The sequence below is a fragment of the Candidatus Methanoperedens nitratireducens genome (genome assembly GCF_900196725.1).
Taxonomy (GTDB): domain Archaea; phylum Halobacteriota; class Methanosarcinia; order Methanosarcinales; family Methanoperedenaceae; genus Methanoperedens; species Methanoperedens nitroreducens_A.
Map to the genome: position 1 here is coordinate 1 of NZ_FZMP01000044.1, position 21934 is coordinate 21934.

General features: G+C 44.8%; 22 protein-coding genes. 19 read left to right on the forward strand and 3 right to left on the reverse strand.

Features of this window, described 5'->3' with window-relative positions; genetic code table 11:
- The 4 genes from MNV_RS04200 to MNV_RS04215 form a co-directional block, all read left to right on the forward strand.
- Positions 1-397: hypothetical protein (locus MNV_RS04200; protein WP_218837891.1), on the forward strand; the 397-nt coding region annotated here is incomplete at its 5' end.
- Between the two features lie 445 nt (positions 398-842).
- The gene (gene glyS, locus MNV_RS04205; RefSeq protein WP_096204125.1) at positions 843-2588 is read left to right on the forward strand and encodes a glycine--tRNA ligase; all 1746 of its coding nucleotides are present in this window, start codon (positions 843-845) and stop codon (positions 2586-2588) included.
- 9 nt (positions 2589-2597) lie between these two features.
- Positions 2598-3224, forward strand: coding sequence for a diacylglycerol/polyprenol kinase family protein (locus MNV_RS04210; protein ID WP_096204126.1), 627 nt, complete (start codon positions 2598-2600; stop codon positions 3222-3224).
- A 131-nt stretch (positions 3225-3355) separates the two neighbouring features.
- Positions 3356-3535, forward strand: coding sequence for a hypothetical protein (locus tag MNV_RS04215; protein ID WP_096204127.1), 180 nt, complete (start codon positions 3356-3358; stop codon positions 3533-3535).
- 23 nt (positions 3536-3558) lie between these two features.
- Here the strand turns inward: MNV_RS04215 and ribH are convergent, their stop codons facing one another.
- Positions 3559-3969 (reverse strand): 6,7-dimethyl-8-ribityllumazine synthase, encoded by a 411-nt coding sequence (gene ribH, locus MNV_RS04220; RefSeq protein ID WP_096204128.1) that lies wholly within the window; start codon positions 3967-3969, stop codon positions 3559-3561.
- Between the two features lie 282 nt (positions 3970-4251).
- On the opposite strand from ribH, the gene pdhA reads away from it, so the two are divergent.
- The 15 genes from pdhA to MNV_RS04300 all read left to right on the forward strand — a co-directional run bounded on the left by pdhA (position 4252) and on the right by MNV_RS04300 (position 18648).
- Entirely contained in the window at positions 4252-5331 is a 1080-nt protein-coding gene (gene pdhA, locus MNV_RS04225) for a pyruvate dehydrogenase (acetyl-transferring) E1 component subunit alpha (protein ID WP_096204129.1), read from the forward strand.
- Between the two features lie 2 nt (positions 5332-5333).
- A complete protein-coding gene (locus MNV_RS04230) occupies positions 5334-6305 on the forward strand; it encodes an alpha-ketoacid dehydrogenase subunit beta (protein WP_096204158.1) in 972 nt (323 codons plus the stop codon).
- Between the two features lie 11 nt (positions 6306-6316).
- Complete coding sequence (locus MNV_RS04235; protein WP_096204130.1) at positions 6317-7540, forward strand: dihydrolipoamide acetyltransferase family protein; 1224 nt, start codon at positions 6317-6319, stop codon at positions 7538-7540.
- A 75-nt stretch (positions 7541-7615) separates the two neighbouring features.
- Positions 7616-8044 (forward strand): flavodoxin domain-containing protein, encoded by a 429-nt coding sequence (locus MNV_RS04240; protein ID WP_096204131.1) that lies wholly within the window; start codon positions 7616-7618, stop codon positions 8042-8044.
- 726 nt (positions 8045-8770) lie between these two features.
- Entirely contained in the window at positions 8771-9862 is a 1092-nt protein-coding gene (locus tag MNV_RS04245) for a cytochrome-c peroxidase (RefSeq protein WP_096204132.1), read from the forward strand.
- Positions 9863-9888: 26 nt separating this feature from the next.
- Entirely contained in the window at positions 9889-11061 is a 1173-nt protein-coding gene (locus tag MNV_RS04250) for a multicopper oxidase domain-containing protein (RefSeq protein WP_218837892.1), read from the forward strand.
- A 257-nt stretch (positions 11062-11318) separates the two neighbouring features.
- Positions 11319-12752, forward strand: a complete 1434-nt coding sequence (locus tag MNV_RS04255; protein ID WP_096204133.1) for a multicopper oxidase domain-containing protein — start codon at positions 11319-11321, stop codon at positions 12750-12752.
- A gap of 215 nt (positions 12753-12967) precedes the next feature.
- A complete protein-coding gene (locus MNV_RS04260; protein WP_096204134.1) occupies positions 12968-13084 on the forward strand; it encodes a DUF1059 domain-containing protein in 117 nt (38 codons plus the stop codon).
- 13 nt (positions 13085-13097) lie between these two features.
- A complete protein-coding gene (locus MNV_RS04265; protein ID WP_096204135.1) occupies positions 13098-13379 on the forward strand; it encodes a hypothetical protein in 282 nt (93 codons plus the stop codon).
- A 387-nt stretch (positions 13380-13766) separates the two neighbouring features.
- Entirely contained in the window at positions 13767-14162 is a 396-nt protein-coding gene (locus tag MNV_RS04275) for a hypothetical protein (RefSeq protein WP_096204137.1), read from the forward strand.
- A 166-nt stretch (positions 14163-14328) separates the two neighbouring features.
- On the forward strand, positions 14329-14943 hold the full coding sequence (locus tag MNV_RS04280) for a M50 family metallopeptidase (RefSeq protein WP_096204138.1): 615 nt from the start codon (positions 14329-14331) through the stop codon (positions 14941-14943).
- Between the two features lie 63 nt (positions 14944-15006).
- Complete coding sequence (locus MNV_RS04285; protein WP_096204139.1) at positions 15007-15765, forward strand: succinate dehydrogenase/fumarate reductase iron-sulfur subunit; 759 nt, start codon at positions 15007-15009, stop codon at positions 15763-15765.
- 2 nt (positions 15766-15767) lie between these two features.
- Entirely contained in the window at positions 15768-16091 is a 324-nt protein-coding gene (locus MNV_RS04290; protein ID WP_096204140.1) for a succinate dehydrogenase, read from the forward strand.
- A gap of 3 nt (positions 16092-16094) precedes the next feature.
- Positions 16095-17516 (forward strand): dihydrolipoyl dehydrogenase, encoded by a 1422-nt coding sequence (locus tag MNV_RS04295; protein WP_096204141.1) that lies wholly within the window; start codon positions 16095-16097, stop codon positions 17514-17516.
- A 58-nt stretch (positions 17517-17574) separates the two neighbouring features.
- The gene (locus MNV_RS04300; RefSeq protein ID WP_096204142.1) at positions 17575-18648 is read left to right on the forward strand and encodes an AI-2E family transporter; all 1074 of its coding nucleotides are present in this window, start codon (positions 17575-17577) and stop codon (positions 18646-18648) included.
- 574 nt (positions 18649-19222) lie between these two features.
- Here MNV_RS04300 and MNV_RS04305 read toward each other — a convergent pair.
- On the reverse strand, positions 19223-19660 hold the full coding sequence (locus MNV_RS04305) for a hypothetical protein (RefSeq protein ID WP_096204143.1): 438 nt from the start codon (positions 19658-19660) through the stop codon (positions 19223-19225).
- Between the two features lie 225 nt (positions 19661-19885).
- A complete protein-coding gene (locus tag MNV_RS04310) occupies positions 19886-21808 on the reverse strand; it encodes a S8 family peptidase (RefSeq protein ID WP_096204144.1) in 1923 nt (640 codons plus the stop codon).
- Between the last annotated feature and the right edge of the window lie 126 nt (positions 21809-21934).

Here is a 21934-nt window from a genome sequence, read left to right on the forward strand (position 1 = left end):
GAAAATGCGTTTATACTTTCCTATGCGTTTAAAAATTTTAAGGAAACTTATTGAAAATAATGAAGCAGAATTATTTTTTACAGGTGTAGCAGTAAATCTACTTAATTTACGCCCAGAAATATGTACACTCTTGCTTATCAAGTCACCTGAATGGTACAAATTACAATCGCAAGACATGGCTACAAAAATAGAGAAACTGAAAAAAATTAGTTACAATAAAGAATTCGTCCGTTTTACTGAAGTAAAAGATAAAAACGATTTCATATATAAAGTTGAATACATTGAAGATGAGAATGAATTATTGAATTCATATTCCTTTTATCCAAATAAAATGGTGCCACCTGGAGCCGCTGCATTCTGGTTAGGTTATGATCTCATTAAAGAAATATTAATATGAGTCGAGCTGACTGAAAGATGTTTGAAAGTGTCGCGAAGAAAGATCCGAAAAATAGGTTATAGGGGAACGTTGTTGAATTGTTCTTAGCAAATCCATCTCCCAATACTGACGGTCAATTATTGTATATGAGCCAAGACGGAGCTATCAAAGCAATCATAAGAATTGACCCCCGCCCTAAAGGGAGCACGCAAAAGCGAATGTGCGCCTACTCGCAAGAACAACCCTTCGGGACAGTTTAGCAAGAATATACCAGGGGTTGAAGATTTAAACAAAACAGAGAGTTATAGTTTTTCTCTGTGTCCTCTGTGAACTCTGTGGTTTTTTCAAATACAACGGTAATAAAAAGTCTCGAATTTATCCAAAATCCAGCGGTTTATTGATGGTATAGCTAAAAATATACCTGATTGAGTAAGTATAATAATCTAAAACATATATTAAGCAGCACATGGCAGACAAATACGAACAGGTAATAGAGCTTGCAAAGCGCCGCGGGTTCCTGTGGAGCTCGTTCGAGCTGTACGGCGGGACCGCAGGTTTTTACGATTATGGTCCGCTCGGCGCCATGCTCAAGCGCCGGGTCGAGAACACCTGGCGGGATATATTCGTAATAAATGAGGGGTATTATGAGATAGAGGCGCCGACCATCGGTATTGAGGATATTTTTATCGCATCCGGGCACGTCGGCGGTTTCTCCGACCCCCTGACCGAATGCCAGAAGTGCCACGAAGCTTTCAGGGCAGACCATCTCGTCAAGGATATTGTGGATAACCCCGATACCCTGAGCGCCGATGAACTTACCGAGATAATCAATAAGAATAATATCAAATGCCCGGAATGCGGTGGAAAACCCGGCGCAGTTTATGAGTTCAACCTGATGTTCAAGACAAGCATTGGTCCGGGTGGAAAACGGGCAGGGTACCTCCGCCCCGAGACCGCCCAGGGGATGTTCGTGGATTTCCCGCGCCTCCTGAAATTCTACCGCGACCATCTGCCCTTCGGTGCAACGCAGATAGGGAAAGCCTACCGCAATGAGATATCCCCGCGCCAGGGTGTGATACGCCTGCGCGAATTCACACAGGCAGAGGCTGAGATATTCATCGATCCCAGGGACAAGACACATCCGAAATTCAATGAAATCTCGGATGTTGTCCTGAATCTTTATTCCCAGGCAGGACAGGCAGCCGGAGAATCTCAAAAGATGTCCATCAAAGAGGCGATAGAAAATGGCATAATTGCCCATGAATTTCTTGGCTACTGCCTTGCAATGACGTATCAGTTTTTGGCGCGCGTCGGCGTATCGCCTGAAAAACTGCGTTTCAGGCAGCATATGAAGGACGAGATGGCGCACTATGCAGCGGATTGCTGGGATGCCGAGATATTGAGCGACCGCTTCGGCTGGGTCGAGGTCGTGGGTATTGCTGACAGGACTGATTATGACCTGAAAGCCCATGCCAAACAGAGCGAGACCGAGCTGGCTGTATATGTTCCTTATGATAATCCAAAAAAGATCGAGCGTTTCACGGTCAAACCCAATATGGGTATCCTCGGACCCAGGTTCAAAGGGAAAGCAGCTAAGATAGCAAACGCGTTGAAAGCATTGAAGCCTGAAGAGCTGTCAGGGGATGTTATCGAGCTGACGATTGACGGTGAAAAAATAACGATTGAAAAAGATGCGGTCGCATTTGAAAAAGTGACGGAGGAAGTTCACGGCGAAACTATCATACCTCATGTGATAGAGCCCTCTTTCGGCATAGACAGGATAATATATTCTCTTCTTGAGCACTCCTATTTTGAGGAGGAAGCCGTTGAAGAAGGAGAAGAAGATAAAACGCGGATAGTTTTGCGCCTCCCGCCGGAGGTTGCGCCTGTTCAGGCAGCCGTGCTGCCCCTGCTTACGCGCGATGAACTTGTAAAACCTGCGAACGAGATAGTAAAAATGCTTCGCAAAGCCGGGATACTGGTCGCTTATGATGATTCAGGCACTATCGGCAGGCGGTACAGGAGGAACGATGAGATCGGTACGCCGTATTCCATAACAGTGGATTACCAGACGCTTGAGGACGGCACTGTTACTATCAGGGACAGGGACACGATGAAACAGGTACGAGCTGGCATGAGTGATATTGCAGACAATGTTTGCGACCTGATATATGGCGGCAAATCCTTTGAGGATTCCGGCAGAAGAGTATAGAATACTTGTATGTTCGACCTATTCTCCAGTGAGCTGCGAAGAAAAGCGTTCCATCTGACAGGTTCTCTTATCCCGATAGTCTATTATTTCCTGGACAGGGAAACGGCATTGATAGGGCTTTCAATTATTAATGCCGTCCTTTTATTGATCGAATGGCTTCGCCTCAAAGGAAAAATAGAGATGCCGAAAGTATTGCTGCGTCCGCATGAGAATAAACAGGTCGCAGCGTATATCTATTTCCAGGCGGCTGCTCTTATCTCTGTCCTGGTATTCGATAAAACGATAGCCATAGCTGCATTATTGATGCTGGCATTCGGGGATACGGCATCGGGGCTGGCAGGTTCAATGATAAAAGGCGGGGATATCCGCAACCATGATACAAAAAAGATTGTGATCAAGCCCTTGCCGATAATGGCTACAATGTTTGTGGTATGTTTGATGACAGGGCTTGCTCTTTTAAGCCTGCCTCTGGCAAAGGATATGGTTTATTTATCTCTTCCTGTATATATTGCGGGCGCTGCCGGTGCCACGCTGGGGGATGCAATCCCGTTGCGGATTTATGGAAGACCAGTGGATGACAACCTCATGATACCGCTCCTGTCGGGAGTATTCATGAGCGTTGTCAGGGTTTTTTAGAATCCTGATGATTTTCCATGGGTAGGTTTCACGGGAATATCCTATCACCGTAACATATATATATTCTAATAATAATTATTATAATGAGGAGCATGTGGTATAGGAGGCTATGAGGTACTGGAGAAAATCAGATGGAATCAAACGAGGTAGTTCTGTGGATGGAGAAGTGCGCTCCTGAGAGGCTGACAGCAAATAAGGTAATGCTGTGTACAAGGAACATCTTTTTGCTTGAGAACATGCGGGACTTTTACCCGGATGAATATCATGCAATCATACAGAGCAGCGGTTCAGCAGGGATTATAAAATTATAAAAATTCCAGGTCTGCTCTATTTTTTAATCTTTTAACATTCTTACCATTTTAACTGCAGCTTCGACCGCGCGCTTTGCATAATCCACACGCTCGTGAGCATCAAGCCTGCTCATGCCCGGACCGGATATCCCGAGGGTTATGGGCTTATTGTTCTCCAGAGCAAGATCTGCAATTTTCCTCGAAGCATGCTGGATCACGATCTCATCGTGTTTTGTGGCTCCCTGTATCACACAGCCGATTGTCACGACTGCATCAATACCCGTATCCTCAGCAAGCTTCTTTACTGCCAGAGGCATATCGAAAACACCGGGTACGTATAGTATCTTCTCAACCGAAGCGCCAAGAAAAGCCGCATGTTCTTTCCCAAGGGTTTCCATCTGGATAGTTAGATCACGGTTGAATTCCGAAACAACAAATCCGAGTTTAATACTCATTTTTTGCACCTGAGTTTATCATATTCTTCGGTATGTCTATATAATTAACTATTGGGGTTCCGGGAAAAGACTGGGTTACAGCATGGGCGTTGACCTGAAGCACTATTGAAGCATCCGGGAGCAGGTCATGTGGAGGCTATGAGCTATCACAAATACGGGCTCATGAAAGAGAGGCTGATACGGATGAGAAATGGGTCTGTGGTCGTGAGGAAGATAGAATAGAAGTTTCAGTAAAGGATAAAAAGGTTTAGAACCATACTAATTGATTAGGGAGGTTTCTGGTTGCCGAGGAAAAAGATCTTGGAGTTGAGTGTGGACTGGCTTTCGATTCTTGACCCCGAAGGTAATGTGGATGAGAGTCTGGAGCCTGACCTGGATAAGGGAACGCTTGAAAAAATTTACAGGACGATGGTATTGACCCGCCTTTTCGATGACAAAGCCTTAAAGCTCCAGCGCCAGGGCAGGATGCTTACCTTCGCCTCGTCTCTCGGGCAGGAAGCAACCACAGTGGGGAGCGCTTTTGCCCTGAAGCCTGATGACTGGTTCTTCCCTGCCTTCAGGGAGCAGGGAGTCGAGATAGCAAGAAGTATACCTGTTAAGCTTCTCTATATTTACTGGATGGGGTCTGAAGATGCTTACATCGAACTGCCTCCTAAAAATTTTCCAATAGCCATACCGGTAGCCACCCAGATACTCCACGCCGTAGGGGCTGCGTGGGCGGCGAAGATCAAAAAGGAAAATATAGCTTCTATCGTCTATTTCGGGGATGGCGCAACCTCTGAAGGGGATTTCCACGAAGGTATGAATTTCGCAGGCGTGTTCAAAACCCCGACCGTTTTCATCTGCCAGAACAACCAGTACGCCATCTCGCTGCCAAGAGAAAGACAGACAGCCTCTAAAACGCTTGCGCAGAAAGCTTTAGCTTATGGTTTTGATGGCATCCAGGTTGATGGGAACGATGCGCTTGCCGTGTACAGCGCAACAAAAGCAGCCCTTGAAAAAGCAAGGTCCGGCGGCGGACCTACATTGATAGAGTGCGTCACCTACCGCATGGGTGCACATACTACATCCGATGACCCTACAAAATACAGGCAGATGGCGGAAGTGGAGGAGTGGAAGAAAAAAGACCCCATAAAACGCTTTCAGATTTACCTTGAAAAGAAGGGTATCTGGAGCCAGGATTACGAGGATAAGCTGATTAAAGAACTTACGGCAGAAATCGAGAAAGCTGCTGAAGAGGCTGAAGCATATAAGCCGAGGCTTGAGAACATATTCAAATATGTGTACGCGCAAATGCCTCCGAGCCTGAAAGAGCAGATGGATGAACTCCTTGCTTATGTCTCAAAAAAGACGGAGGGATGAGAGTGGCTAAACTCAACATGGTGCAGGCGATAAACCTCGCGCTGCGTGAAGAAATGGAAAGAGACCCCGGTGTGATAGTGATGGGCGAGGATGTAGGCATGGATGGCGGGGTATTCAGGGTAACAGAAGGTCTACTGAACAAGTTCGGAGGTGAGAGGGTGATAGATACGCCTCTTGCTGAGTCCGGTATCGTTGGGACGGCGATAGGTATGGCTGTTTCCGGGCTCAAGCCTGTGGCTGAGATACAGTTCGAAGGTTTCAGTTATATGACCATAGACCAGCTTGCAGCCCATGCTTCCAGGATAAGATACCGCTCCCGGGGCACGTATCACTGCCCTATGGTAATAAGGGCGCCCTATGGAGGCGGTGTCCGGGCGCTGGAACATCACTCTGAGGCTGTGGCAACGTTCTATATCCATATCCCGGGCATGAAAGTGGCGATCCCATCATCCCCTTATGATGCGAAAGGTCTTCTCATCTCCGCTATCAGGGACCCCGACCCGGTTTTCTTTTTCGAACCCAAGAGGCTTTACCGCGCTTTCAGGGAAGAGGTTCCGGAAGGCGAGTACACCGTGCCCCTCGGCAAAGGAAAGAAGCTCGCAGAAGGCGATGACGTTACCCTGATATCATGGGGCGCTATGGCAAGAGTATGTCTTGAAGCCCTGAAACTGGTGAAGGATGTCAGTGTTGAGTTGATAGACCTGCGCACGCTCTCTCCCCTGGATGATAAGATGATAATAGACTCGGTAAGGAAAACAGGCAGGGCAGTGATAGTGCACGAGGAGCCAAGAACGCTGGGTCCAGGTGCTGAGATTATTGCAAGGATTAACGAAAAGGCATTCCTTTATCTTGAGGCGCCTGTTAAAAGGGTTACGGGGTATGACGTTCCAATGCCTCTGCCCAAGCTTGAGGATTACTACCTGCCAGATGCTGAGAGGGTGGCAGATGCCATAAAAGAGGTAGCAACTTTCTGAGGTGTGAAAATATGGTCGATGTAAAGTTCCCGGATGTTGGTGAGGGTATTACCGAAGGTACGCTTGTGAAATGGCTGGTGAAGGAAGGCGATGAAATAAAGGCTGACCAGGCTGTTGCTGAGATCGAGACCGATAAGGCTATCGTAGAGATCCCATCCCCGAAAGCAGGGAAGGTCTCGAATCTTTACGGAAAAGAGGGGGATATTATAAAAGTAGGAAGCACCCTGGCTTCCCTGGCGATGCCGGGAGAAGAGGTCAAACCTTCTGAAGAGATCAAACCTCCCAAACCGCCCGAAAGGGGCAAAAAACCGGAAAAGCCAAAAGAGATGCCTGAGAGGGTTTTAGCCACGCCTTCTACAAGGCGGCTTGCAAGGGAACTCGGCGTGGACATATCAAAAGTTGAAGGTACAGGACCAGGCGGCAGGGTAACTGATGAAGGTATCAGGAAGTTTTCGCAAGTTAAGCCTGAGGCAATGCCGGAGGCAAAGCCCCCTGAAGCTGCGCCGCCTGAGGCAGTGCCTGAAATAAAAGCTCTGGAAGAGAGGATTGCGATAAAAAGCATCCGAAAAACTATTGGAGAGCGGATGGTCCAATCCATGTTCACGGCTCCGCATGTGACTTCGATGGATGAGGCTGATGTCACAGAGCTTGTGAAACTCAGGGAAAAGGAGAAAAAAGCAGCAGAACAGAAAGGAACAAAACTTACCTACCTTGCATTTGTCGTCAAGGCGGTAACTGTTGCGTTGAAGCAGCATCCGTATTTGAACGCATCTATTGATTCCCAGAAGAACGAAATTGTGCTGAAGCACTATTACAACATCGGGATCGCTGTAGATACTCCCGATGGCCTGATGGTGCCTGTTATCAAGAACGCCGACCGGAAGAGCATCATGGAACTGGCGCAGGAGACGGAAAAACTTGCCGAGGAGGCGCGCAGCAGGAAGATCAAACTTGCGGATTTGAAGGGCAACACCTTCACTATAACAAACATAGGAAGCATAGGCGGGATTTTCTCAACGCCAATAATCAATCCGCCGGATGTCGCTATTCTCGGCGTGCACAGGATAAGGGACATGCCAGTGGTGATTGACGGGGAGGTAAAGGTTCGGAAAATCCTGCCGCTTGTCATATCATTTGACCACAGGGCGCTTGACGGTGCGCAGGCTGCGCGGTTCATGAATACGCTGATAGAGCACCTGAAAGACCCGGATTTGCTGCTGATCGATATAATGTAAAACCTCTGTGGGTTCTGTTCAGCGGAATTTGGGAGAAAGTAAAAATAGCATGAAAAATAATTATAAATTGGGAGCATGCCAAAACTTGTTATCATCTACGGCACTGGTTCGCATAACACCGAGCGCATGGCAGTCGCAATAGAGGAAGGCGCACGGGCAGAAGGGATAGAGACCGTGCTAAGAAATGTGAACGATGCGAACAGGGATGAACTCAGGGACGCCGATGCCGTAGCGGTCGGTTCGCCCAATTACAACCATGCCATGATGCCCACGGTGAAGAAATTCCTGGGCGGGCTTTCTGATCTTGACTTATCCGGGAAAGCCGGGCTTTCGTTCGGCTCTTACGGGTGGAGCTTTGAAGCCACGCAGGAGATTAACAGGATATTAACAGCCTGCGGTATGGAAATGGTGCAGGACCTTAACATAAAGAGGATGCCGGGTGATGAAGAGCTTGAGCTGTGCAGGAGAGCTGGCTCGCTGTTGGCGAGTAAAATCAAGAAGTAAAGAGGAAAATATGCAATACACTTAGAGCCTGTCTGAATATTTCTTCATGCGCTTGAAAGTTTAATACGAACCAGTCGTTTAACCATTAAGTGTGCCATAACAGCATAAATAAAAGCTCTCAGAGATTCATGTATAAAAGCCAAAATAAAAGTTCACTCATTCTGTATCTACTCGTCCTTTGCATCAACTCTATGAAATTACATCTACCGACAAACTATTTATAACAGGAACTCAGATGTATATTTACCCTTGCTTCAGGGAAAGTGGATGTAGACTCAGCGAGTCTATAATCTCAGGCAGGATGCATTTCGTAGCGTAGTGGGGTATAATTGCTCGCTAATTGTTTTGTTACCTGCTTTATTCCCCGAAAAAAAGGAAAGGAAAATAAGGTTGTGTGTACGTCTATGATTGAAATACTATTGTAATAGTTACAATAGGTAATTGAGTTACCCGCTATGAAAATCTTAGGTCGATAAACGATTCTATTACAATAGTAGGTTTTCAGTTGTTGAGACGCACGACCGAAAATAAAAGGGTAGGAAAATAGGTCGTGTACTCCTATGATTGAAATATTATTGTAATAAGTTACAATAGGAAATTAAGCAGGTTACCCGCTGTGAAAATCTTAGGTCGATAAACTATTGTAACTTTACAATAGCATGTTTTCAGTTGTTGAGACACACGACCGGAAAATAAAAGGAGCATCAATAGGTGGAGGAATAATCTATGTTAAGTAAAAGAATTTGGATTTATGTAGCGATTATGCTACTGACCGCAGGAACTGCAGCAGCGCTTACACCGCAAGAGCAACTTGGAAAGAATTTATTCTTTGACACAAACCTGTCAGAGCCGGCAGGACAGACCTGTGCAAGCTGCCATGACCCGAATACTGCGTTTGCAGAACCAGACAAGAATCTGCCCGTCTCTGAAGGTGTGATACCCGGCAGATTCGGAACCCGTAACTCGCCCAGTGCAGCATACGCTGTTTTCAACGGACAGTTCACTTTGAAAAGTGGTATCATGGGCGGTCAGTTCTGGGACGGAAGGGCAGCTAACCTTACAGAGCAGGCAAAAGGACCGTTCGTTAACCCGGTAGAGATGAACAATCCTAATAGATCAAGCGTTATAGGAAAGATAAATAATTCTGCCTATGCCGCACTCTTCGAGCAGATATGCGGTCCAAATGCCTTCGATTCGGCCAATACCAATCGTTCCTACGACTGCATGGCAGGTGCGATAGCAGCGTTCGAGGGGACAAGTGAGCTCAACAAGTTCACATCGAAGTTCGATGCTTATCTTAGCGGTACATATACGCTGACTCCAGATGAAGACCGAGGGCGGAGGTTGTTCGGAGGCAGCGGCAAATGCACCCACTGTCACCCTGATAACGGTAATCCAGTGGTGTTTTCCGACTTTAAGTTCCACAACATCGGCATACCAAAGAACTCAGAGTTCCCGTTCCCTGCGAATCCGGCAAATTTCCCTGCTGATCCCGGTCTAGGAGGTTTCCTGAACGACCCCAGGCAGAATGGCCAATTCAAAACACCGCACCTGCGCAATATCAATGTCACAGGGCCTTACATGCATAACGGTGTATTGAAGAACTTGAAGCAGGTCGTGCATTTCTATAATACCAGAGATGTTCTTGGCGTGTGTTCCAACAGCACGGATCCTGGATTCGGCATTACATGCTGGCCAGCACCTGAGACAATGACGAACCTAGACAGCAGCTTTATGGGCAACCTCGGTCTCACCGATACTGAGGAGAACGCAATAGTTGCGTTCATGCAGACCTTTACGGATGGATTTACTCCCTGAATCCCTGGCAAAAGGAGGAAAAATATATGAAAACGAGTAAATTTGGAATTATGTTAGCAGTAGCTCTGCTGACATTATCTCTGGCAGCATTCAGTATGGTAGGATTGGGAGGCAATACTGCAACTGAAACAACAACACACACCTACTTCATCGCAGCAGATGAGGTGGAGTGGGACTATGCTCCAAGCGGCATAAACCAGATAACAGGCTTGCCTTTTGGTGATGCAGAAAATGTCTTCGTACAGCAGACGATGAATAGGATCGGCAAGGTATATATCAAGGCTCTGTACCGTGAGTATACAGACGCCACATTCACAAAACTGAAGCCTATACCTGCGAAATGGAAGCATCTTGGTCTACTTGGACCAGCGATCCAGGCTGAGGTGGGCGACACGATCAAAATAGTGTTCAAGAACAACGCAAGCTTCAATTTCAGCCTGCATCCGCATGGTGCATTCTACAATAAAGACTCCGAGGGTGCACCATACAACGACAGCACATTCGGTTCGGATAAGGCTGACGATAGCGTACAGCCAGGTGCTACCGTAACACTGACATGGCAGGTTCCTGAACGTGCAGGTCCAGGACCAAATGATGGTAGCTCCATTATGTGGATATACCATTCGCATGTCGACGAATCTGGAGATACAAATGCAGGGCTTGTAGGACCGATGATAATATACAAAGACAATTCAACCACGACTAATCCAAAAGAACCAAATGATATCCAGCCCAAAGATGTGGACAAAGAGTTCGTGACCTTGTTCACAGTAATGGACGAGAACCGAGCTCCCTATATAGATCAGAACATCCAGACATTCATTAACCTACAACATAACCATACAATGCCTCGTGAACTGTTGAAAGCAGATGATGGGTTCATCGAGAGCAATCTGATGCATTCTATCAACGGTTACGTGTTCGGCAACCTGCCATTAGACAGCCTGACAATGAGGCAGGGCGAGAGAGTGCGCTGGTATGTATTCGGCATGGGCACAGAGGTAGATCTGCATACGCCGCACTGGCATGGCAATACTGGTCTGTTTAACGGAATGCGAACCGATGTACTGGACATTCTGCCAGCTAGCATGAAAGTCCTGGATATGGTACCTGATAATCCGGGCATATGGCTGTACCACTGCCATGTAAACGACCACATAGATGCTGGCATGCTCGCAAGGTATAATGTCCTGACGTGAGTCGAAAACAAAAGCTGCACCAGGATTGCAATCCTGTGCAGCTTATTAAAATGGGGTCAAGGGGTGAGCAATACCCTACTCTTCAGAGTTAATGGCATTAAGTTAGCTTCTGGGATCAGTAATTTTCGCCTTAACTTAATGCCATTATTCTTAATAGGGGGTCAACCATTGGCAAAAAAAACCAAAGTAAAATATAAAGATCAAATATGGACATAAAAAACAAAAGTAAATAAATTAAAAGAAAGGTGGAAAAAAATATGAAAACAAAACAACAAAGAATCGAAAATGAACAAAAAGGCATAATGGATTCGATTACGAGAAGGGATTTTCTCAAAGTTTCTGGAGCAGTAACATTGGTAGCATTAGGCGGTGGGCAGCTACTCAACATTCCTGAAGTCGTTGCCGCCAGGCCTGGCCCAACCACCCGTAACTCGCTATATATTCCTCCCATCGTCTCACCAAGCGGATTAACTCTGACGGAGGCGCCTGCCACGGTGAACGTAGGTGGAGGAACAATGGCGTCGGTATGGGCATACAATAACTCACTACCAGGCCCAACTATCATAGCATCTCAGGGTTCGACAGCTAGCATCAATCTGGTAAATGGTTTGTCACAAGAGACAATTACACACTGGCATGGCATGATTGTTGACGGGTTAAATGATGGCCATCCAAAGTATGCAATTCCTCCTGGCGGTACGAAGAACTATAACTTCGCTATCAACCAGAGGGCAGCATTGAACTGGTACCATCCTCATACCCACATGCTCACAAATGAACAGGTGGCTATGGGACTTGCTGGCGCCTTCATTGTAACTGATAATGAAGAAAGTGCTCTCGGCCTTCCTTCGGGTAATTATCAGGTTCCGCTCGTGGTGAGGGATGCCAGCTTCGACGCAGCGTATAATATGGTGTACAGATCGGGGGGAGGCGACACACCAATGGTCAATGGCACTCTCAACCCGTATCTAGAAGTAGACACTGCTCGATATCGTTTCCGAGTACTCAGCGGTGCGCAGAATAGGATCTTCGGATTGGCATTGAGTAATGGTGCTCCATTCACGCTCATAGGCAACGATGGTGGATTGTTAGAGACTTCTGTTCCTGGGCTAACGCAGATAGATTTGGCTCCAGCCGAACGAGCTGACATAATCATAGACTTTCGTGGACTACCAGTGGGTAGTAGCATCATGCTGAAGGATCTCCGCACAGGCTGGGACCTGCTGGAGTTCAGGGTTACACGGACGGTCACTGATACTGGAACGACTCCCACGGCACTGTCGACAATCACAAAGCTGTCAAACCCGGTAAGGACACGAGTCTTCAATTTTGAGGGCATGTCAAGGATCAACGGCCAAGTATACGACATCAATCGGATAGATTTCCAGGTACCATTTGGCGAAACTGAACTCTGGCGTTTCACAACGAAAGGTGCCGCACCACACCCCGTGCATATACATGGAGCATCCTTCCAAATACAGTCACGGACAGGTGGTCGTGGTCAGCTCTTCCCGTGGGAGCAGGGATGGAAAGATACAGTCCTGCTTGATGATGGCGAAACCGTAGAGATCCTGATCCGCTTCGACCAATTCAGGAGCGTAGGCGGCGATGGCAAAGGCCTCTACTTAATCCACTGCCACAGGCTGGAACACGAGGATAACGGTATGATATCCAATTTCGAAGTCGTCTAAAGGCATAGTCAATGAGTTGCGAGGTCTAACAATTATTATACATAAAAATGAGAAAGGGATTATTCTAACTTCATGCAGGAAGCAATTTCAAAAGTTTAATATTTTCTGGATGGGGCTCACTCACTACACAAGGTTTATTAATTCCCAGACCAAAACTCTGCTTGGGGAGGTGATTAACTTTGACTAAGGAAATAAACTGTAAGAAATGTAGCTTTATGATCAGAAGCGAGAATGAAGATGAGCTAGTCTCGTTCGTACAGAAGCACAACAAAAATATGCACAACTGGGAGACATCAAAAGAAGAACTGCTCAGAGCTGCAAAAGAAGTGTAGACCAATCCGGAATGTGTTCGTCATCAGGGGTGCCCGGGGCGTTTATAAGGCGCACAAGCCCGGCAGAGCCAGCCTGACCGCGGTTGGCGACCCCCTGTGCCGGAGAGTGAAGCCGTCATGCGCTGCTCCGTCGCGCCTGTTCAATCTGAATGTGGTCGTTGCCGGCGGGACAGCAACACCTGAAGCACCCGCTTTTGAAGCGATACTGCCATCCCGACTTTGCTGGTGTCACTACGGGTCGGAAGAAGGTGAAGACTGTATAAAAACTGCTATTTTCCAGCATTTCATACCTTAAACGGTGACAAATGAAAGCTGATTTTGGTAAACAATTTGGGTATAATACTGGGAAAAACATTTAGATAACCATATCAATTTGAAATTATGAAAAAAACGGGTCTTTATCTCACCGCTTCTATTGCATCGGTAACTTATTTTATTATAGCCGTTATTCTAAAATATTCTCCACATAATAATATTCTGGATTTGAAAAATGCTTTAATAGGCGCTGTTATTTTCTGGATAGTTTTTTTTCTGCTGCATCCATTCCTTAATAAACGAGTTAAATGTTGATATGATACGGTCAACTTCTTGTAAGGTTGAATAGAACCTTTTACCAGACCCAGCCCAATCCTGCAACACTGTTACGAAATCGTTATAAATAAATAAAACATAACCATGTTTCATGGATAGGCTGTTAGGAAGTATAATTGATGATTATACCCTATACAGAATTATTCAATCAATTATTACAATACTTATCCTGGTAGCGGTTTATCTTAGTATACAAATAACGCTTGCGTTGAAATTCACAAAAAAGAGCGTAACTGATTCAAATAGTGCAATTCCACAAAGAAAAAGTTTCAACAGAAATACTATATATATATTAGTTGCAGGTTTTTTTATGTTTCTCCATGAATTTCTTGAAGGGTTTGAGAAAGATGTGGCGGATTATACAACCTATGAATTTTTTGAGCTTATTGCACTTTCAGGATTAGTATTGTTTTTGTATGATTGGCATAAAACATTGAAGAAATTAAAGAAAAGTGATTTTGAAGTGGTCCTGTCAAGGCTACCTTGAGAGCCTTTTCATTTTACTGAACCGACTGCTGCTAAACTCAGGCATGCTTACTAGAAATTTAAAATGTCCACTGCTCAAAACCCAAATGCTTTACTGTCTGATAACCTGTTCTCCCAAACCCGGCTCTAAAGTATAGTTTATATATGCTCAAATTAATTTAAGGCACATGAGCAGAACCAGCTTACGAGAGATAGTACATCTTGTAGCCTCTTTACTCGTGCTGACAATAGCGTTCACATACCCGAACCTGATCCCTCAGGCGCTGTTGGCAGCGGCTTTTGGCGTGGGAACTGGTTTTCTTCTCCATGAGCTGGCTCATAAATTTACGGCTCAGAGATACGGTTATGCCGCGGATTATGAAGCAAGTCCAATGGGGCTTATGATGGCGCTTGGTCTTTCATTAGCAACAAACGGGGGTTTCGTATTCGCAGCACCAGGCGCGGTGATGATTCGTGGTAAAAGGGTCTATTACAACCCTCTTGAAGACCGCTACCGGGATTCCCATCAAGCCACAAAGGAGCTTGCGTATATTTCTGCCTCCGGCGCGGTCGTGAACCTGGTACTTGCCATATTATTTTTAATAGCTACATTTTTCGTTGCGCCTCGTAGCTTTGCAAGTATGGTCTTAATAAGAAGCGCCTTTATCAATGTGTTCCTTGGGGTGTTCAACATGATACCTTTCGGTCCGCTTGATGGTGCAAAAGTCTGGCAGTACAACCGTTCATTATGGCTGATGGTAATGATCCCGTCTATACTACTGTTCATACTTTTTATCGCATAATCCTGCACTACCATGTGCTTTATATAACCAGAAAAAGAAACTATACAGGTAACGGGTTAGATAATGAAGTTCAAGATTAGAAGGTTTGACGGGAAAAAAATATGGTACGATACTTTCGAAGTAAAGGTCAGGCCCCGGATGTCAGTGCTTGACGGGCTTTTCCAGATACAGGATGAGCTGGATAGCTCTCTTGCTTTCAGGTATTCCTGCCGCGGAGGGGTATGCGGCTCAAGCTCCATGCTCATAAACAAGAAGCACAGGCTTGCATGCCGCACGCAGGTAGCTGAGATAGCAAACGAACAGGTTATAAGCCCGGCTGCGTACGGTCCTATCGTAAGACCTCTTGTAAAAACAGGAGATTACATCCTTGTAGAGCCGCTCCCGAACCTTCCTGTAATTAAAGACCTGATAGTAGACCTCAAGCCTTTCTTCGAACATTATGAGTATATCCGGCCGTGGTTTGAAGACAATAATACAAGGCCTCTGGAAGAAACGCCGATGTCGCAAACAGAAATTAAAAAAGTAGACAGGTATGCTGCCTGTATCCTGTGCGGCATGTGCTATAGCTCATGTCCTGTCGCATCAAGGGACAGGGAATATCTTGGACCTGCAGCGCTTGCAAAAGCCTGGCGTTTTTACGCTGACACACGGAACAAGAACGTCGGAGATATCCTAAAAAGGGTAGACCTGAAGAGGGGCGTATGGGCGTGCGATGAGGTCTACCGCTGCGTCGAAGTGTGCCCCAAACAGGTACCTCCGACCAATGCAATCACGCATTTCATGAGACGCATCATGATGCATAGACTGAAAATAATAAGGTAACCATGGAGAAAGAAAGGGCATACGGAACCGGGATGTGGGCATGGCTGCTTCAGCGTATCACAGGGTTCCTGCTGGTGATATATCTGTTCATGCACGTCGCATGGGTTCACGGGATAAACACGCCATTTAATTTTTTATTTGTCCCGACAGCTACAGCGTTCTTTATCCTGCTTCTACTCGCCGTCCCTCATGCGCTGAACGGTTTCCGTGTTTTCACTCTGGACTTCGGGATAAAAGAAAGAGCGCAGAAAATATTGTTCTGGGTGCTTATGCTCATCGGGGTTCTGGTGATTATCCTGTCTTACAGGTCAAGATTTGGAGGGTAAATATTGAAAGAGTACGATATGATAGTTATAGGGACTGGCTCTTCAATGAACTTTATCAGCCCTATAGCCGAAACGCATGTCAAAATAAAGATCGCGATCATTGATAAAGACGAACCCGGTGGCATATGCCTGACACGGGGATGCATACCTTCCAAAATTTTGCTATATCCCGCTGAACTCGTTCGGGAAATAGGGCGTGCAGCAGAGTTCGGCATCGGTGTGGAGTTAAAAAGCATTGATTTTAAAAAAGTAATGGAAAGGATGAGAGGCAAGATCTCAAAAGACATAGACGCGATACGCAGGGGTTTATCGAGCAGCCCGAACATAGATTATTACCGGGACTTTGCCGAATTCGTTGAACCCTATACAATAAAAGTAGGTACTGAGACGATCACTGCAAAGATGATATTTCTCTGCACGGGTTCAAAACCAAAAATACCGCCTGTAAAAGGTCTTGCCGAAGCGGGGTATCATACAAGCGATACTGTGTTGAAAATGAATGAACTTCCGGAAAGCATCGCCATCATGGGAGGCGGGTTCATTGCAGCAGAGTATGCCCATTTTTTCTCAGCCATGGGTTCAAAGGTAACCATCATAGGGAGAAACCCCAGGTTCCTGCCTGACGAAGAGCCGGAGACCTCAGAACTGGCAAGGAGAGGGATGTCAAAGTACATGGACATTATTACAAATCATGAGATCATTGAGGTACAGGCAGCCGGCAGAAAGAAAAAGATAATCGCGCAGCAAAGAGGCAGCGAGAAAAACATCGAGCTTGTTGCTGATGAAATACTTGTCGCTGCGGGAAGGGCTTCAAATACGGACATACTCCACCCGGAGAAGGGCGGGATAAAAACAGACGGTCAGGGATGGATAGTTGTAAATGAGTATTTTGAGACCTCAAAGCCGAATATCTGGGCTTTCGGGGACGCGGATGGAAAGTACCTTTTCAAACATGTGGCGAACTATGAATCCCGCGTCGTCTTCTCGAATGCGTTTCTCGGGAAAAAGGTCAAGGCTGATTATCATGCCGTCCCGTATGCTATTTTCTCATATCCTGAAATAGCGGGTGTGGGTTTGAAGGAGAAGGAAGCCATAGAAAAATATGGAGAGAAAAATGTCCTCATAGGTTTTTCCATGTACCAGGATACAGCCAAAGGCGAAGCCATGGAAGTGAAACATTGTTTTGTGAAAGTGATCGTGGAAGTTAATACGAACAGGATTCTGGGTGCGCATATAATCGGCCCCCATGCATCTGTCCTCATACAGGAGGTCGTAAACCTCATGTACACTCCCGAGCAGAGCTTCTCTCCCATCCTTAATGGAATGCACATCCATCCGTCATTAAGTGAGGTCGTGGAGAAGGCGTTCATTTCGCTTATACCGCCTGCCCATTATCGACATATCCTGGAAGAACACATCTTTTAATTTGAATACTATACTATTAGAGTAATTATATATTCCCTGAAAACATTACCCAGTATAAATGCCGAACACTCAAGCTTCAGACGGAGTATCAACTTTAATAAAACATAAATGGACTATTGCGCTGGCGTTTATTATCTTTTTGACCGCAGCCACGTTCATGTATATTATTCTCCCGCTGCTGGATGGCATAATCATGGGATTGGTCCTTGCATACGTCGCAAGACCGCTTAAGTACTTTATCGACAGGCGAGCCCCACGATTATCCCCGTATATTGCCACAGGTGCTATTGTCATTCCCATTTTCCTTATCATCGGGCTGGGTATCATCGAGATATTCAACTACATGGTCTGGGTGATAAATAACCAGGATTATGTTACCGGGGTTTTAATTAACCTTGTGGGAAGACTTGACCTGCCTGAATTTGTACGCAGCAAGACCATAGATATTATTTCGAACTTCGCTTCATACATATTGCCGATAATACAGCAATTGCCTGTTGGAAAAATCGGTTACACTCTTGTGCTTTTTGCAATTAATATCCTGATAGCGGTCATACTCTGCTTTTACCTGCTGGTCGACGGCAGCAGGCTTATTGATAAAGCAATAGACATAACTCCCCATGAAGTAAATGATTTCTCCCGGAAATTCATAAAACACTTTGACGGAATTCTTTCCGCATTATTCATAGGAAATTTCTACAGTGCGATTGCTACCGGGCTTTTGTCATTGATCGTTTTCTGGGCATTCGGTTTTACCAATGTACTTGCGCTTTCCGCCCTGATGCTCATTGCCTCCATAGTCCCGTTCCTTGCAGGCTGGATGGTGGTTATACCGCTTGTGATCTATAGATACATTGAATTGGGAAGCGAGAATGCGACTGTTTTTTTTATAGTTTCTTTACTGGTGGTAATAATCCCTCCCGAACTCCTCATAAGACCGTACATTATCAACTATCAATCGAACATGCACCCGATGCTTATCATCATAGCATTCATCGGGGGCGGTCTTGTCGGCGGGATTGCAGGGTTCTTTATAGCCCCTATCCTGCTCGGGGCGATTGTTGCTGCGTACAGGGCGAGTGCGGAGTTGAGGGCGAAAACGGCTAAAGCTGCACCTTCTTATAGCCCGTAAATTGTAAATCAACTAAAAGCTATCTTTAAGTTAGTGAGTCTTTCTTGAAAAGAATGAGGCTGCTTTGAGGCAGGTGGGACGAAGTAAGGAAGGGATCACATTTATACATATTTTATTTTCCCTTCAAGACTTAAAAAGACCGAATTCAAAAGTTATACCGTTGTATCTTTTGGGTGTAGAAGCGCTATTGAGCGGTTTTTTGGAGATATCGAATGCAGGATAAGGAGATTTTGGAATGGTTTCTTTGGAAACTATAACATAAAAAGTATGCAGCTATGGATAGAGGCATTTGCCGGATTCAGGAATTGTATCAAAGATCCTGAAGGTATCTTAAGTTGAAGGTCTCCGGCTGGATATTGGAAATAGTCAAGCGTAATGATGATATCAAAGGTTTCTAAGTTCCACCTCACCGGTGGATCGTATCAAATCTTCCTCAAGCATACGAAAAAATAAAAAGATTGATAACAGATTGCTCTGTCATCAATTTTTTAATTCTTTATTTATGGCAATTCTTCTATATCGGTTTTCAACGATTTGAAGAACAGGGATGTGCCGGCTCCAGACCCTTGGACCGTTATATTATGGACTCCCGCGGTAAGAGTTTTCCCGAAAGTAAAGCTATGCGCCTGCCATCCATCTTCTTCAGAATTTTGATCAAAAAAACGGCACCTGGAGGAACTGTTACTCCATTATCCAAAACTCTTATAGATAATGTGTTTGCAGAGCCTGTATTAGTTTCTGCGGAAAAGGTGGCAGTAAATTCACAGGTGACTGGGCAAGATACAAACTGCGTCAGTAAACTTGTTTGTCCGGCATTCATACCAATAAGAGCTGTGCTGGATGTGAACTGCATCTCGTGAAAGGCTGGACTACTCAACTCCTTTCCGCCAGGTTGTACAGGAGTTTTGTCTTCAGGCGCAATTTCTCTTTTTGCATTCTCGTTTACGGCTACCACGGATATTGTCAACAACAGTACTGACAATATCGCTACTAAAAATATCTTTTTGTTCATATTCTTCTCCCACGTTTTTATTTCTCTTCTTTTCTTTATTTTCTCAATTCATTCAATCTTTTTGTTCGTTTACTGTTCTAATGCATTTGCCGCGCTATCTGTTTCCAGACAAATTCCAATGCATATATCGAATTTTTAGGTGCGGTTTAAAATCGTGAAACATACTCATATGCTGTTCTTTTTAATCTCCTAATTTTAAATTTATGACTTTATTTGTTCCTGCATTCAAGTTATAGAATAGGCGTAACCTAAACGTTCGGACGAATAACCGGCATCCCATCTGGATTTAATTATTTCTGCTGTGTAGTATCCGGAAACTGATGAATAAAATTCAACAATCTCATAGTTGTTATCATAAGACAATGAATATCCTGTGTAATTTCCAGAAGGGCTTTTTACACGTAAATCGAGATCTACTTTAAGCGTATCTCTACCATGTGGTCCTTTCGATCTCGAATTCCATGCTATTGCTACCCGTACTTTCTTACCTGAAGGCGCATAGAATGTGTAATTTATAGGATAACTTGTCGTTGAATAGATCATACCATATTTTAATTGATTATTTGCCACAACTTTGTATGCTTCACTGGCAACAACAGCTCCCATTCCATCATATTCACTCAATCTACTGCTTCCTTCTATATTGTGAATAGCAGATGCGAAAATCGCGGCTCTTACCGCTTCGGGCCATGATTTAAGTGATGAGTTATTGCTCATCAATAATGCGGCTTCGCCTGCAACTGCCGGTGCAGCCAGACTGGTCCCATCATATTCTCCTTCTATCCATGGATAGCCTGTACTTGTACTGGTTATTCTGCTTCCTACTGCGGCTACCTCTGGTTTTTCTCTATCAGAATGTTGTGAATATGGATCTATGTATGAGGAATACCATGCCATTACGTCATTCGGAGAGAACCAACTTGCTGTGTTCCAATCATCTATTGCACCCGTTGTTATTACATTCCAGGCATTCCCTGGTGTTGTGATGAGCCCTGCTGTATTTCCTGCAGACTTAACAATCGTTGGATAAGGCCATCGCGGAACTACATAGTCATAATATTTGTCCATTACGTGCAAACGTCCATCGCTTTCAATTCCCCAGCTCAGACTCAAAATATTTGCACCTTTGCTTAATGCCCAATCTGAAGCTGCTATCAAGCTCGATTCATAATAATCTAGTGAATTTGCACTGAGCAAATCGACGCCAGGTGCCACGCCTTTATATGTTGAATGAGTACTTTCGATAACTCCGGCAACAGCAGTTGCATGAAAATCAATATTGGGCGTTAGAGGCTTATAATATATTCCATCTTTTATGTAAGGATTGGCAAAAGCTATGCCATCATCTTCCACCACCGCAACTTTTACTCCATAGCCAGTTATTCCATAAGGCCATACCAGGTTAGCCCTAATCGTCGGGACTGAAGAATTGATTTCTGGTTTTGCTATTCCTTCTTTGTCAATGACCTCGACATCTCCCCTCGCCTCCAGTTCTTCTATGGCTTTTTTGCTCAATTCAGCGTATATTAAAGGTGCATATTGACTGGCATATCTTATCTTTCCTTTCTTTTTAATTTCAGCTATTATCGGTGCCTCTATAGCTTCATGTTTGGCTATGGAATCTTTTTCTCCTTTGTTTTGCTCAACATCAGTGCCACCAGATAACCATATACCTACATTTGTCTTATCTGCATTGTTTTTACTTAACAATTCTTCATGTAATTCTTTTGTCAGCTTTCCATATATCTGTCTATAAGCAACCTCTTCCTGTTGTTCAACTGTATTTTTATTGACTTCATTTCCTTTAGTATCTACGGAGATTCCATATATGTCTCCTGACTCTTTATCAACGACTTTTACTTCGATTAGTTCTTTGTTTGTTACTTCAAATTTTGCTTTTTCAGCTTTTAAAACTTCTAACCTTCCACTAGGAATGTTTTCCCTGTTTGCTATTTTTTCTATAATTTTGCTGGTCATCTCACTACTAACCGCATTTTCTTCATATACATCATTTACTATTTCTGTAGATTCTTCAGAATAGTCACCTTTCGGTGTATCTGCTGATGCAGGAAATATTAAAAAGATAATAATCAACATCGAACCGAGGGCTACCAGTCCATTTTTAATTTCTATTTTTTTATTTATCATCTAAATTGCCTCTCATTTTCGTTTCAACAAAATCGCTTTTTCTGCGACCGATGTTATGATGCATTTTCACCACTATCCTTGCGGGCAAACCCCATGCATCTCGGATTTTTTAAAGCATGGTTTTGA

What these genes read in the sequence shown, in the direction of transcription:
- glyS (WP_096204125.1), top strand. Translation starts at nt 843, where the DNA reads ATGGCAGACAAATACGAACAGGTAATAGAGCTTGCAAAGCGCCGCGGG.
- MNV_RS04210 (WP_096204126.1), top strand. Translation starts at nt 2,598, where the DNA reads ATGTTCGACCTATTCTCCAGTGAGCTGCGAAGAAAAGCGTTCCATCTG.
- MNV_RS04215 (WP_096204127.1), top strand. Translation starts at nt 3,356, where the DNA reads ATGGAATCAAACGAGGTAGTTCTGTGGATGGAGAAGTGCGCTCCTGAG.
- ribH (WP_096204128.1), bottom strand. Translation starts at nt 3,969, where the DNA reads ATGAGTATTAAACTCGGATTTGTTGTTTCGGAATTCAACCGTGATCTA.
- MNV_RS04235 (WP_096204130.1), top strand. Translation starts at nt 6,317, where the DNA reads ATGGTCGATGTAAAGTTCCCGGATGTTGGTGAGGGTATTACCGAAGGT.
- MNV_RS04240 (WP_096204131.1), top strand. Translation starts at nt 7,616, where the DNA reads ATGCCAAAACTTGTTATCATCTACGGCACTGGTTCGCATAACACCGAG.
- MNV_RS04245 (WP_096204132.1), top strand. Translation starts at nt 8,771, where the DNA reads ATGTTAAGTAAAAGAATTTGGATTTATGTAGCGATTATGCTACTGACC.
- MNV_RS04250 (WP_218837892.1), top strand. Translation starts at nt 9,889, where the DNA reads ATGAAAACGAGTAAATTTGGAATTATGTTAGCAGTAGCTCTGCTGACA.
- MNV_RS04255 (WP_096204133.1), top strand. Translation starts at nt 11,319, where the DNA reads ATGAAAACAAAACAACAAAGAATCGAAAATGAACAAAAAGGCATAATG.
- MNV_RS04260 (WP_096204134.1), top strand. Translation starts at nt 12,968, where the DNA reads ATGATCAGAAGCGAGAATGAAGATGAGCTAGTCTCGTTCGTACAGAAG.
- MNV_RS04275 (WP_096204137.1), top strand. Translation starts at nt 13,767, where the DNA reads ATGGATAGGCTGTTAGGAAGTATAATTGATGATTATACCCTATACAGA.
- MNV_RS04280 (WP_096204138.1), top strand. Translation starts at nt 14,329, where the DNA reads ATGAGCAGAACCAGCTTACGAGAGATAGTACATCTTGTAGCCTCTTTA.
- MNV_RS04285 (WP_096204139.1), top strand. Translation starts at nt 15,007, where the DNA reads ATGAAGTTCAAGATTAGAAGGTTTGACGGGAAAAAAATATGGTACGAT.
- MNV_RS04290 (WP_096204140.1), top strand. Translation starts at nt 15,768, where the DNA reads ATGGAGAAAGAAAGGGCATACGGAACCGGGATGTGGGCATGGCTGCTT.
- MNV_RS04300 (WP_096204142.1), top strand. Translation starts at nt 17,575, where the DNA reads ATGCCGAACACTCAAGCTTCAGACGGAGTATCAACTTTAATAAAACAT.
- MNV_RS04305 (WP_096204143.1), bottom strand. Translation starts at nt 19,660, where the DNA reads ATGAACAAAAAGATATTTTTAGTAGCGATATTGTCAGTACTGTTGTTG.
- MNV_RS04310 (WP_096204144.1), bottom strand. Translation starts at nt 21,808, where the DNA reads ATGATAAATAAAAAAATAGAAATTAAAAATGGACTGGTAGCCCTCGGT.